The 12,894-nt window shown below is 75.7% G+C and carries 10 protein-coding genes; 3 read left to right on the forward strand and 7 right to left on the reverse strand.

The window, feature by feature from the left end; translation table 11 throughout:
* Nucleotides 1-188: 188 nt before the first annotated feature.
* The 5 genes from ACIBAI_RS06825 to xylB all read right to left on the reverse strand — a co-directional run bounded on the left by ACIBAI_RS06825 (nt 189) and on the right by xylB (nt 7,553).
* Complete coding sequence (locus ACIBAI_RS06825; protein WP_399031612.1) at nt 189-1,712, reverse strand: aldehyde dehydrogenase family protein; 1,524 nt, start codon at nt 1,710-1,712, stop codon at nt 189-191.
* A gap of 56 nt (nt 1,713-1,768) precedes the next feature.
* On the reverse strand, nt 1,769-3,088 hold the full coding sequence (locus tag ACIBAI_RS06830) for a GAF domain-containing protein (protein WP_399031614.1): 1,320 nt from the start codon (nt 3,086-3,088) through the stop codon (nt 1,769-1,771).
* A gap of 524 nt (nt 3,089-3,612) precedes the next feature.
* Nucleotides 3,613-4,626, reverse strand: a complete 1,014-nt coding sequence (locus ACIBAI_RS06835; RefSeq protein ID WP_399031616.1) for an acetamidase/formamidase family protein — start codon at nt 4,624-4,626, stop codon at nt 3,613-3,615.
* A gap of 232 nt (nt 4,627-4,858) precedes the next feature.
* Nucleotides 4,859-6,067 carry an ROK family protein gene (locus ACIBAI_RS06840; protein WP_399031618.1) on the reverse strand — a complete coding sequence of 403 codons (1,209 nt, stop codon included), beginning with the start codon at nt 6,065-6,067 and terminating at the stop codon, nt 4,859-4,861.
* 40 nt (nt 6,068-6,107) lie between these two features.
* Nucleotides 6,108-7,553: a xylulokinase gene (xylB, locus tag ACIBAI_RS06845; protein WP_399031620.1), complete on the reverse strand. Its 1,446-nt coding sequence runs from the start codon at nt 7,551-7,553 to the stop codon at nt 6,108-6,110.
* 223 nt (nt 7,554-7,776) lie between these two features.
* On the opposite strand from xylB, the gene xylA reads away from it, so the two are divergent.
* Together xylA and ACIBAI_RS06855 are read left to right on the forward strand one after the other, a co-directional pair.
* Entirely contained in the window at nt 7,777-8,943 is a 1,167-nt protein-coding gene (gene xylA / locus ACIBAI_RS06850; protein WP_399031621.1) for a xylose isomerase, read from the forward strand.
* A gap of 882 nt (nt 8,944-9,825) precedes the next feature.
* A complete protein-coding gene (locus tag ACIBAI_RS06855) occupies nt 9,826-10,008 on the forward strand; it encodes a hypothetical protein (RefSeq protein WP_344604597.1) in 183 nt (60 codons plus the stop codon).
* Between the two features lie 192 nt (nt 10,009-10,200).
* On the opposite strand, the gene ACIBAI_RS06860 is transcribed toward ACIBAI_RS06855, so the two are convergent.
* Nucleotides 10,201-11,067: a hypothetical protein gene (locus ACIBAI_RS06860; protein ID WP_399031623.1), complete on the reverse strand. Its 867-nt coding sequence runs from the start codon at nt 11,065-11,067 to the stop codon at nt 10,201-10,203.
* 207 nt (nt 11,068-11,274) lie between these two features.
* Nucleotides 11,275-11,874, reverse strand: a complete 600-nt coding sequence (locus tag ACIBAI_RS06865) for a class I SAM-dependent methyltransferase (RefSeq protein WP_399031625.1) — start codon at nt 11,872-11,874, stop codon at nt 11,275-11,277.
* A 347-nt stretch (nt 11,875-12,221) separates the two neighbouring features.
* Between ACIBAI_RS06865 and ACIBAI_RS06870 the strand changes: the two genes are divergently transcribed.
* Entirely contained in the window at nt 12,222-12,635 is a 414-nt protein-coding gene (locus ACIBAI_RS06870; protein ID WP_399031627.1) for a roadblock/LC7 domain-containing protein, read from the forward strand.
* Nucleotides 12,636-12,894 lie beyond the last annotated feature (259 nt).

Raw genomic sequence — 12,894 nt, forward strand, 5'->3', positions numbered from 1 at the left:
CGCGCAGGCAGCCGTCGATTCCTCAGCCGCCCCCTGGTTCCATGTACACGCGATCACAGGAAATCCGAGGACGACCCGGTGACCGAAGACAACCAGCCAGGCATACGCGGCACCGGTGGCCTGTCCCGTCGGCGGCTGTTCAGGCTCGGCGGGCTCACCGCCGCGGCTGCCGCGGTCGGGACCGTCACTCAGAAGAAGCCCAGCTTCCTCGGCGAGTACGACACCAGAAGATTCTTCGTCTGCTGGTAGTGCTCCAGCATCATCTTGTGCGTCTCCCGGCCGATCCCGGACTGCTTGTACCCGCCGAACGCCGCGTGCGCCGGGTAGGCGTGGTAGCAGTTCGTCCAGACGCGGCCCGCCTGGATCGCGCGGCCCGCGCGGTACGCGGTGTTGATGTCCCGCGTCCACACGCCGGCGCCGAGCCCGTACAGCGTGTCGTTGGCGATCTCGATGGCCTCGTCGAAGTCGGCGAAGGACGTCACGGACACCACCGGCCCGAAGATCTCCTCCTGGAAGATCCGCATTCGGTTGTGGCCCTCGAAGATCGTCGGCTGGACGTAGTAGCCGCCCTTCAGCTCGCCGTCGTACTCGACGCGTTCACCGCCCGTGAGGATCCTCGCGCCCTCCTGCCGGCCGATGTCCAGGTAGGAGAGGATCTTCTCCAGCTGGTCGTTGGAGGCCTGCGCGCCGATCATCGTGTCGGTGTCCAGGGGGTGGCCCGGCTCGATCCGCTCGGTGCGGGCGACCGCGGCCTGCAGGAACTCGGCGTAGTGGCCGCTCTGGACCAGCGCCCGGGACGGGCAGGTGCACACCTCGCCCTGGTTGAGCGCGAACATCGTGAAGCCCTCGAGCGCCTTGTCGCGGAACTCGTCGTCCCGCGCCCACACGTCGTCGAAGAAGATGTTCGGCGACTTGCCGCCGAGCTCCAGGGTGACGGGCCTGATGTTCTCCGAGGCGTACTGCATGATCAGCCGCCCGGTGGTGGTCTCCCCGGTGAACGCCACCTTCGCCACCCGCGGGCTGGACGCCAGCGGCTTTCCGGCCTCCACGCCGAAACCGTTGACGACGTTCAGCACACCCGGCGGCAGCAGGTCCGCGACCAGGCTCAGCCAGTAGTGGACGGAGGCCGGGGTCTGCTCGGCCGGTTTGAGGACCACCGCGTTGCCGGCCGCCAGCGCCGGAGCGAGCTTCCACGCGGCCATCAGCAGGGGGAAGTTCCACGGGATGATCTGCGCGACCACCCCGAGCGGCTCGTGGAAGTGGTACGCCACCGTGTCGTCGTCGAGCTCGCCCAGCGAGCCCTCCTGGGCGCGGACGGCGCCCGCGAAGTAGCGGAAGTGGTCGATGGCGAGCGGGATGTCGGCGGCCAGCGTCTCCCGCACCGGCTTGCCGTTCTCCCAGCTCTCCGCGACCGCCAGCTGCTCCAGGTGCTCCTCCATGCGGTCGGCGATCTTAAGCAGGACGCCGGAGCGCTCGGTGACCGGCGTACGGCCCCAGGCCGGGGCGGCGGCGTGCGCCGCGTCGAGCGCCCGCTCCACGTCCTCCGCCGTGCCGCGCGCCACCTCCGTGAACGGCTGCCCGTTCACGGGGGACGGGTTCTCGAAGTACCGCCCGCGCACCGGCGGCACGTACTCCCCGCCGATGAAGTGGTCGTAGCGCGACTGGTAGGAGACGATCGCGCCCTCGGTGCCGGGCGCCGCGTAACGGGTCATCCTGGTCTGCCTCCCGGTGAAGCGCTGCCCGCCGTCGGGCAGCTCCCGGCGCGAGACTAGGGGCGGGGACGTTGCGACCACGTTGCGCGGCGCGGGCCCGCGGCCCCGTCGGCGGCGTACGGGACGTGAGGCGCCGCCAGCTCGCATTCCAGCGCGGCCAGACGTGACCGCACCGCGGCCGTCGGCCGTACGGCGGCGAGCGCCCGCCAGACGTCCAGGTCGTCCTCGCCCCACGGCGCGTACGCCCAGTCGGCCAGCAGGTCGGGATCGCGGCGGGCGATCAGCGCGGTGCGCAGTCCGTCGGCGAGGCGGGCCCTGAGCCGCGCCACGGCCGGGGCCCGGGAGCCGGGCAGCAGCGGGCCCGCGTACGCCGTCGCGGCCGCCGTCACCGCGCCGGCCCGCAGGCGCCGCTCGACGACGGCGACGTCGGACTCGACCGGCACCGTGAGCCGGTAGGGGCGCGAGGCCAGCAGGCCCGGCCCGAGCACCCGGCGCAGCCGGGCCAGTTCGGCGCGCAGCGTCACCGGCGTCACCGACTCGTCCTCGTACAGCGCGCACAGCAGCTCGTCGCCGGTCAGCCCCTCCGGGCGGCGGGCCAGCAGCACCAGGATCTCGCTGTGCCGGCGGCTCAGCCGGATCCCGCGGCCGCCGGTGACCAGCAGCGCCTCGTCACGGCCCAGCGCGGTCAGCTCGGCCGTGCCGGCGGTGGGCCGCCTCGGCGCCAGCAGCGCCAGCTGGGACTCGGCGGCCCGCGCGACCGCCTGTACGAAACCCAGGCTGTGCGGATGCGCCAGTCCGTCCCCGCCGGTGATGTCGACGGCGCCCAGCACCCGCCCGGTACGCGGATCGTGCACCGGGGCCGCCGCGCACGTCCACGGCTGTACCCGCCGGACGAAGTGCTCGGCCGTGAAGACCTGCACGGGCCGGTCGACGGCGACCGCGGTGCCCGGGGCGTTCGTCCCGACCGCCGTCTCCGCCCACCGCGCGCCCGGCACGAAGTTCATCCGCCCCGCCCGCCGCCGGGTGGCCGGATGCCCCTCGACCCACAGCAGCCTGCCGTGCGCGTCGCACACCGCGAGCAGGTGCCTGCCGTCGTCGGCGAAGGTGCCCATCAGCTCACGGACCAGCGGCATCACCCGGGCCAGCGGATGCTCCGCGCGGTAGGCGCGCAGGTCGCCGTCGGTCAGTTCCACGCTCGCGGTGCCGTCCGGCCCGACGCCCGCCCGCGCCGAACGCCGCCACGATTCGGCCACCACGGCACGCACCGGCCGCTGCACGGTGCCCGCCTCGGTGAACGTCTCGTGCGCGCGCCGCAGCATCCGCGCGCGCTCGGCGGGGTCGGTTCCCGGCTCCAGAGCCACCCATGGATCGGTCAACTCGGCCTCCCGGAGGGCGATGCGGCTGGGGACATCGTCACTCCGGGTACGCGCCTGGACAACCTCTCCGACCGGAGTCCCCCGGCGGCGCGACCGCCGGTGGCCGGCCGGGTCCGGCCGGCCCGGTGCGGCGGGTCCGGCCGGCCCGGGTCCGTGCCGATCGCCGCCCGGTGCTCCGGGGTGCCGGGCGGCGTGCGCCCGGTCCCCGGGACGCCGTCCCGCGCGCGGACCGCAGCGGTGAGCCTCGCCGGCTGCTCGTGACGGGCGCCGGCGAAGTGCGCGGGGGCCGGCCCGCCCGGCTCCCGCACCCGGTGCCGCTGCCGCGCGTGCCGCCGTCCCGGTCCCCGGTGCGCCGGGCGGTGCCGGCCCCGCGGCCGCACCGCGCGACGTGCCCGTCGGCGGAGCGGACGGCGTGGGGCGCGGGCACCGCCTGCCACGGGTTCCGGAAGACGGGCGGGGAACCGCCTTCCGGCGGCGGGGGTCCGGCGCGGGCGCGGGGTCGGCGGTTCGGCCGGGGCGCGGGATCAGCTCCGGAGCGCGGCCGCCGTCTCGCGCAGTCGCGCGTGCGTGCCGCGGTGGGTCTCGCGGGCGGGCAGCCACTGCTTGCGGAGCTTGGCCACGCACGTGTAGTTGGTGTCGCACACATTGGCCAGCGGCGACTCGACGGTCTGGGTGACGAACTGGTACGCGTCCAGCTCACTGAACCCGTAGTCACGCACCAGCCACTGCACCAGGTCGAGCTGGGATATCCGGAACGCGTCCTCCAACGGGCGTGCCGAACCCGTCGAGATGATGTGCGTGTCCGACTCGATGCGCGGCCAGGGCGTGGCCAGCCCTTTCAGCAGCTCGACGATCACCACCGTGTTCATCGCGCACTCGACGGCCACCCCGCAGGTCTCGCCCTCGCCCTGCCGGGCGTGCCCGTCGCCGAGGCTGAGCAGCGCGCCCTCGACGTTCACCCCGAGGTAGCAGGTGACGCCGGCCCGCATCTCGGGCGTGTCCATGTTCCCGCCGTGCGCGTCGGGCACCAGGGCCGAGCGCACCTCCAGGTTGGCGGGGGCCACACCCACGGTGCCGTGCATCGGGTCCAGGGGCAGCTCCGCCTCGATGTCGCTGTCGTGTGCCCGGAACAGGGCCGTGCGGCGGGTCCGGTCGAGCTGCCAGATCCAGACCTTCTCCGGCAGCGGCGGCTGCAGCGTGGCCGTGGTGTGCGTGGAGGTCAGCGCGCCGAACAGGGGGACCGTGGTCGACGCGGCCCAGTCCCGGGCCGGCTCCACCGACACGAAGTGCACGGCGACCGTGTCCCCCGGCTCCGCACCCTCCACGTGGAAGGGGCCCGTCTGCGGGTTGAGGAACGGGAACTCGCACACCTCGGACACCAGGTCCTTCTCGGACCGCACCCGCCCCGCGAAGCAGTCCTCGGTGTACAGGTCGAGGACCGTGCCGGGCGCGATGCGCGCCACGGGCGGCACGCCGCCGAACGTCCAGGCGTACTCGCCCGGTTCGGGACGCACGGTCAGGATCCGCGGGTCGCTCATCGCTGCACAGCTCCGTTCTGCCGGTGACCGGTGGGGGAGGGCCCGCCGAGGCGGGGGCGGGCCGGGGGCGGGGACGAACGCGGGAACGCCTGTCCACGACCGCGTCATGCGTGCATCACGGTACGGGGCGTGCGGGCCGGGCAGAAGAGCAGGGCGTGCTTCCGTGGACGGCCGCGGAACTGTGGACGACTCGCTCACCCGATCGGGTGAGGACCGTGCGGGACGGCCCCGTTCAGGCCCGTCCGGCCACCGACGCCGGATCGTCCAGCACGCCCCGCACCACCGAGTGCGCGGCGCCCAGCAGCGGCCCCTCGGAGCCCAGTTCCGACACGGACACCGGGCAGGCCGGGCCCGCCGTACGCCGGGCCAGTTCGGCCCGCAGCGACGGCAGCAGCCAGGGCGCGAGCCCGGCCAGCGCCCCGCCCAGCACCACGCCGTCCGGGTCCAGCAGGTTCACCGCCCCGGTCAGCGCGATCCCCAGGGCCGTCCCCGCGTCGCGCAGGGCACGCCGTACGGCCTCGTCGCCCTGCGCGGCGCGTCCCGCGAGCAGCCCGACGCGGTCCTCGCCGGGCGCCACACCGGCGGCGCGCAGCACCGCGTCCTCGCCGGCGTACTGCTCCAGGCACCCGCGCCCGCCGCACGCGCACTCCGGTCCGTCCGGACGCACCGGCACGTGTCCCAGCTCGCCCGCGAAGCCGCGCGTCCCGCGCAGCAGCCGCCCGTCCACGACCACGGCCGCGCCGATGCCGATCTCGGCGGAGACGTGCAGGAAGTCGCGCGGCGTGCCGTCGCCGAGCCAGAGCTCGGCGAGCGCGCCGAAGTTGGCCTCGTTGTCCACGGTCAGCGGGAGGTCCCCGGGCAGCAGGGCACCCAGGTCCGTGTCCTGCCAGTCGAGGTTCGGGGCGCGCACGACGGTCCGGGCGTCGCGCGCCACCAGGCCCGGGACGGCCACGGCGAGCCCGGCCGGCCACAGGCCCTGGCCCTCCGCCTCGGCGACCACCCGGCGCACCAGCCCGGCGAGTTCCCCGGCGACCGGCTCGGGCGAGCGCCCGCGGTTCGCGCCGTACCGCACGGCCCGCGCCCGCACCTGCCCGCGCAGGTCGACCGCGCAGACCGCGAGGTGGTCCACGCCGACCTCCGCGCCGACGCCGGCGGGGCCGCGCCCGCTGACGGCGAGCGCCGAACCGGGCCGGCCGACCCGGCCGGGACGCTCGGGGCCCAGCTCCTCCAGCAGCCCCGAGCGGATGAGCTCGTCCACGAGCGACGACACCGCCGCACGGGTCAGCCCGATGCACGAGGCGACGGCGGCGCGCGACAGCGGGCCCCCGGCGCTGACCGTGTGCATCACCCGGGCCAGGTTGCGGCGGCGCATGCCCTGCTGGGTGTCGGGCGTCGCCCGCCCCGGACCGGCCGGGTGGGTCTGGTGCAGCGGTGCGGTCATGCCTGGCGTCAGTCCTCGGTCGGTCCTCGGGCGGTGTCCCTCAGCGCGCTTCGGTGCCGCCCTCCAGCAGCGGGGCCGCGTCGGAGAGTACCCCGGCGATCCTGGCCAGTGTCTCCTCGTCCCGCTCCACGGCGTCGAGCACCGGCCCGGCGGCCGTGTTCCAGCGCCGGGCGACCGCGGCCGGGTCCTCCCCGGTCAGCAGCCCGGCCGCCTGGGCGGCGGCGCCGAGCGCGACCAGCTCCTTGGCCTCGGGGATCTGCACCGGGCGGCCCGACAGCCGCCGTACGGTCTGCTGCCACGCCGTGCCGCGGGCGCCGCCGCCGATCAGCAGCAGGGGCGCGGAGGGGTCCGCGTCCTCGTCGAGGACCAGGTCGAGGGCGCCGAGCAGCGCGTGCACGGCACCGTCGTAGGCGGCCTGGAGCAGCTGGCCGGCGGTCGTGTCGTGCCGCAGCCCGTGCAGCAGCCCGGAGGCGTTCGGGAGGTTCGGGGTGCGTTCGCCGTCCAGGTACGGCAGCAGGGTGACGCCCGTGCCGGGTTCGACGGCCTCCCGGTCCAGGCCGAGCAGGGCGGCGACGCGGTCGACGGCGAGCGTGCAGTTCAGGGTGCACGCCAGCGGCAGCCAGTCGCCGCGCGCGTCGGCGAAGCCCGCCACGGTGCCGGTCGGGTCGGCGGGCCGCCGCCGCGACACGGCGTACACCGTGCCCGAGGTGCCCAGGCTCATCACCGGGGTGCCGGGGCGCACCCCGAGGCCCAGCGCGGCGGCGGCGTTGTCGCCGGTGCCGGGGGCCACCAGGGTGCCCTTGGAGAACGGCAGGTCGTGGCTGTCGCGCACGGTCCCGGCGACCTCGCCGGGCCGGACCACACGGGGCAGCAGCGCGGGGTCCAGACCCACGTGCGCGAGGATCTCCTCGTCGTACGCCTCCGTCCCGGACGCCCACCAGCCCGTGCCCGAGGCGTCGCCGCGGTCGGTCGTGCCCTGGCCCGTCAGGCGCTCGGTGAGGTAGTCGTGGGGCAGGCGCACGGCCCTGGTGGCGCGGACCGCCTCCGGCTCGTGCTCGGCGAGCCAGGCCCACTTCGTGACCGTGAAGGAGGCCGCCGGCACCAGCCCGGTGCGCTCGGCCCAGAACTTCGCGCCGCCCAGCTCCCCGGTCAGCCGGCGGGCCTGCGGCGCCGAGCGCACGTCGTTCCACAGCAGGGCGGGACGGACCGGCTCGCCCCGGTCGTCCAGGGTGACGAGACCGTGCTGCTGTCCGCCGACCGCCACCGCGGCGGCCTCGTGCGCCGCGGCACCGCACTGGCGCAGGGCCTCGCACAGGGCGTCCCACCACTGGCGCGGGTCGCTCTCCCGGCCCGCCCCGGAGGACACCGTGTGCGGCGCCTGCCCACTGGCGACGACCCGGCCGGTGGCCGCGTCGACGACCAGCGCCTTGGTGGACTGGGTGGACGTGTCCACGCCGACGACGAGCGGACCCTCGGCTGCTGACATCGGGCTTCTCCCTCTTCCGCGGCTCAGCGGAATCTGACCTGGGGTTCTGCGCGGTGCCCGGGCCGGGGCGGCCCGGACATCGCTCCTCCGGGACACCGCGTCCCGGCCGGGGGACGTGTCCGAAGGACGCGTCCCAGGAATGCTCCCTTCCCAAGGATGCGTCCGCATACTAATTTGTAAAGCGCCCTGACGAAATAGTCGCAAGCGAGCAAGGAGCCGCGGCATGAACTACCAGCCCACCCCCGAGGACAGGTTCACCTTCGGCCTGTGGACCGTCGGCTGGCAGGGGAGGGACCCGTTCGGCGACGCCACGCGGCGCGCCCTCGACCCGGTCGAGACGGTGCAGCGCCTGGCCGAGCTGGGGGCCTACGGGGTGACCTTCCACGACGACGACCTGATCCCCTTCGGGGCCTCCGACACCGAGCGCGAGTCGCACGTCAAGCGCTTCCGGCAGGCTCTGGACGCGACCGGCATGACCGTGCCGATGGCCACCACGAACCTCTTCACCCACCCCGTCTTCAAGGACGGCGCGTTCACCGCCAACGACCGCGACGTGCGCCGCTACGCGCTGCGCAAGACGATCCGCAACATCGACCTGGCGGTCGAGCTGGGCGCCGAGGTCTACGTCGCCTGGGGCGGCCGCGAGGGCGCCGAGTCGGGCGCCGCCAAGGACGTGCGGGCCGCGCTGGACCGGATGAAGGAGGCGTTCGACCTCCTCGGCGAGTACGTGACCGCCCAGGGCTACGACATCCGCTTCGCGATCGAGCCCAAGCCGAACGAGCCGCGCGGCGACATCCTGCTGCCCACCGTCGGCCACGCCCTGGCGTTCATCGAGCGCCTGGAGCGTCCGGAGCTGTACGGCGTCAACCCCGAGGTCGGCCACGAGCAGATGGCCGGGCTGAACTTCCCGCACGGCATCGCCCAGGCGCTGTGGGCGGGCAAGCTCTTCCACATCGACCTCAACGGCCAGTCCGGCATCAAGTACGACCAGGACCTGCGCTTCGGCGCCGGCGACCTGCGGGCCGCGTTCTGGCTGGTCGACCTGTTGGAGAGCGCCGGTTACGAGGGGCCGCGCCACTTCGACTTCAAGCCGCCGCGGACCGAGGACCTCGACGGCGTGTGGGCCTCGGCCGCGGGCTGCATGCGCAACTACCTCATCCTGAAGGAGCGTTCGGCCGCCTTCCGCGCCGACCCGGAGGTCCAGGAGGCCCTGCGCGCCGCCCGCCTGGACCAGCTGGCGCAGCCCACCGCCGCGGACGGACTGCAGGCGCTGCTCGCGGACCGCACGGCCTTCGAGGACTTCGACCCCGAGGCGGCCGCCGCGCGCGGGATGGCCTTCGAGCGCCTGGACCAGCTGGCGATGGACCACCTGCTGGGCGCACGCGGCTGACCGCACGCGCGCGGGCGCGCCGACGGCCGGCGCCGGCACGTCGTGCGCCGCGCGGGCCCGGGCGGCCCCGCGCGGAACGCTCCGGGAATCATGCGGTCCCCGCCATGAGCCCGTGGCGACCGCCGCGCGGGGGCCGCGCCGTGGGCCGCCCCCCGGCGACTCCGGGCGGCATGTGCCCGTGCCGCCCGTACCGCCCCGGCCGCCCGGCCCACCGGGTGACGGCTTCGGGCCGCCCCCGGGACCGTCGTGTCCCGGGGGCGGCCCTGCCCGGGGAGGGCCGCCCCCGGCGGCCGGCCGCACCGCGCCCTGAGCCGCCGTCGGCTCCTCCCCCGGTGCCTGCCGGCCGTGTCCGGGCCGGAGCGCCTCGGCGAGCAGGCGGCGGGCCTCCGCGGCGGTCCGGGCGGCCAGGACCTCCAGCGCGGCCGGATCGACCCCGGCGCCCGCGGGAACGGCGACCGTCAGGTCGTCGGGGAATCCCGACGCGACCGCCGACAGGGCCCCGGCATCGGGCCGCCGGAAGGCCGCGGAGCCGGTCCGGGCCGGGTCGCCGGGTACGAACACGGCGCAGCGCCGGGCCAGTTCGGAGATCTCCGACGGTGATGCCGCAGGAGGCGTCTGCACGGCGATGACTGACACTTCACATTTGACTAGTTGATTCGGGTCGCCGGGGATACCGGACTTCCGCGCTCGCCCGGTAGGCCTTTCCTGTGATGTGGGTCACCATGCTGAGAGGGCGGTGCTTCTTCGAGGCGGAACCGGCGGCGTCTCGGGGGCACGTCAGGGTCGAGTCTCAGGGGCTCCTCGGGGTCCCGGCCGGAACCGCCGCAGACGCGGGCCCGTTCTCGGAACGGAGCGGCAAGCGCCGCGAAGGAGGCGACACCGATGTCGAACAACGCCAAGATCGCCGCAGGAGGCGTGGCGGCCGGGCTCGTCCTGTGGATCTGGCTGCCCTGGTGGGCCGCCCTCCTGGTGATTCTGGGAGTCCCGGCCGCCGCGTACCTCGCGCTGGACCCGTCCCAGCGGCGCAGGCTGCGCCGTGTCACCCGCAAGGAGCTCGGCCGCTGAGGGGCGCGGGGCGGAGCCACCTGCCCGCCGGGGCCGTGCGGCGGGCGTGCGCGCCGGGCGTCCCGGCGTCGGAAGACCCGTCGGAAGGGCCCTGACGCCCCGGTGCGGCAGGGCGGGAGAGCGCACGGGAGCCGATCACGGCGCCGCCCGGAACCCCGTGTCCGAGCGGGGGAGCCCCGCGGCGCCCGGGGCTCAGCCGGGACGGACGGCCATCCTGCCGAGGGCCTCCAGCAGGCCCGGCAGCTCCGGTCCCCGGCCCACCGGCAGGACCTCGCCGGGCTCCTCGTCGAGCAGCACGAACGCGATGTCGTCGGTCCTGGCCACCAGCGACCAGCCGGGGCCGTCGGCGCGCAGCGTCCGCGCGCCGCCCGGCGCGAAGGACGACCGGACCCGGCCGGGGGGCGGCGGCGTGTCGAGGTAGGCGCGGGCCTGCGCGAGCACACGACGGATCCCGCTGCGGACATCCCCGCCCCCGGCGCCGTCCCCGGCCGCTTCCGTGTCCTCTCCGGCTTCCTCCCGGCCGCCGGCGGCCTCCCCGGCGCCCCGCGGCGCCGAGAAGCCCGCGTCGTCGACCCGGTCCCGCCACAGCGACCAGTGCAGCGCGATCTCGTCGGCGCCCAGGCGCCGCTGGGCAGGCCCCCAGACGGTGGTGTCCGGCGGCGACAGGGCAGGCCGGCCGGCGGGCCCGGAAACGGGGTCGTGCGGCGCGGGAACACCGGGAGCCGCGACGGCGACCGCGAGCGGCCAGCCGGGGAGGGCGGCCACGACCGTACGGTCGTCCGGGGACAGCTCGTACTCCATGCCGCAGTCCCAGGACGCGATGGCGACGGCGACCAGCGAGACGTCGTCGACGACGACCGTCCACCGGGCGCCGTCGTCGTCCTGGCCGAGCACCAGGCCGTACCCGCCGGCGCGCGGCGGGAGACCGAGCGCCGCGCACGCCTGCGGGTAGTCGTCGCCCAGCACGCTCGGAAACTGCGCCGGGGTGAGCAGCACCGCCGTGAGCACGTGGAGCGTGTCGTCCGCGGCGGCGACGGCGTCCTCGTCCGTCCCTGCCATCCCAGCCTCCCCAGGAGTTCGTCCAACGGCGCGCACCCTAGTGCGACCGAACGGCCGTTGTCACGACCCCCTCACCCCGCCCGAAGCTGCGGTTCCCCGGCCGAGCGGGAGCGCCGCGCCGTCCGTGGGGACCGGCCGGCCCGCTCGCCCCGCACGACCGCGTCCGCGGCGGCAGCGGTCCGCGGCCGCTGCTCCGCGGGCGCCCGGTCAGCCCTCGCGGACGGCCAGCGCCAGGAAGCGGCTGTCCTCGTCGGCGTACGACGTCATACGCCACCCCGAGCCGGCCAGCAGCGGACGCAGACGGGGCTCCGCGCGCAGGTCGTCCGGCGTGATCCGGCGGCCCTGGCGGGCCGCGAGCGCCGCCCTGCCGATCGGGTGGAACAGCGCCAGCACGCCTCCCGGGCGCACCACGCGCGCCAACTCCCGCAGGTTCCCGGCGGGATCGGGCAGGTGCGCGATCAGGCCCGCCGCGAACACGGCGTTGAGCGACCGCGACCGCAACGGCAACGCGGCCACGTCGGCCAGCAGCAACCGCCCGTCCCGGTCCCTCCCCGCCCGTACGGCGGCCCGGAGCATGGCCGGGGTCAGATCGACCCCGACGACCACGCCCGAGGGACCCACGGCGGCACGCAGCGGCGGCAGGGCACGTCCGGTGCCGCAGCCCGCGTCGAGCACGCGGTCCCCCTCCCGCAGCCCGAGCCCGGCGACGGCCGCCGCGTAGGCCGGGCCGTCGTCGGGGAAGCGGCTGTCCCAGTCCGCGGCGCGGGCGGTGAAGAACTCCCGGACGTGCGTGTGATCGTCGTTCATGGTTCCGCATGATCCCCCATCCGGTGTCGCGGGAGGCGGAACCACCGCACCGGCGGCCGGGCCGCCGGCCGGCGACGGGCCCGGCACGGGCGGGGCCCGCCCCGGTGGGCGCGGCCGGGGAGACCGGCACCACCGCGCGCGCAGGAACCGCTCGGTGCGGCGGGCCGGTGAACGGAGGGCGCGGACGGCGCGGACCGCGGGACGGCGGACGCCCGCCACTCGGCATCGGTCATCTTCTGCGCCATGCCTCCCCTGCGCCTTGCTCCGCGCCCGCAGGTGGGGAAGGCTGGCGCGGAGAGATCCTCCGGACCAGGAGGAGACATCCACGGGGAGAACACGGGGAGATCATGGCGCAGAACCAGGGACTTGGCTGGCTGCTGGACGACCTGACGGAGCGCGTCGAACACGTGCGGCACGCGCTGGTCCTGTCCAACGACGGCCTGGTGACGGGCGCGAGCACGGGGCTGCGACGCGAGGACGCCGAGCACCTCGCCGCCATCGCGTCCGGACTGCACAGCCTGGCCAAGGGGTCGGGCCGCCACTTCGGCGCCGGCAGAGTGCGCCAGACCATGGTCGAGTTCGACGACGCGGTCCTGTTCGTCACCGCGGCCGGCACCGGCAGCTGTCTGTGCGTGCTCAGCGGCGCCGAGGCCGACATCGGGCAGATAGCCTACGAGATGACGCTGCTCGTCAACCGGGTCGGCGAACACCTCGACGTGCACGCCCGGCAGCCCGATCGGGCCCCGGCCGCGGACTTCTGACCCGGAGATGCGTCACCTCCGTGGAGTTGTCCACAGGCCCGCCACGCGATGCGCCGAAGCGGCTGCGGTCTTCTCCGGGCGGGCGCGCACGGCGTCGGCCGCGCGACTCCACGGGGGAGACGACCATGTCCGGCGACATCACCGCGCACGACGGCGGACGACGCGGACGGGATCGCCCGGCTCCGGGCGGACCCGGCGAAGGCGCCGGCCGAGACGCGCGAACACAGGCCGGCGCCGCCCCCCGCCCCCGGGCCGGCCC

Origin of the sequence: Streptomyces sp. NPDC051041 (assembly GCF_044456065.1) — a bacterium.
Classification (GTDB): domain Bacteria; phylum Actinomycetota; class Actinomycetes; order Streptomycetales; family Streptomycetaceae; genus Streptomyces; species Streptomyces glaucus.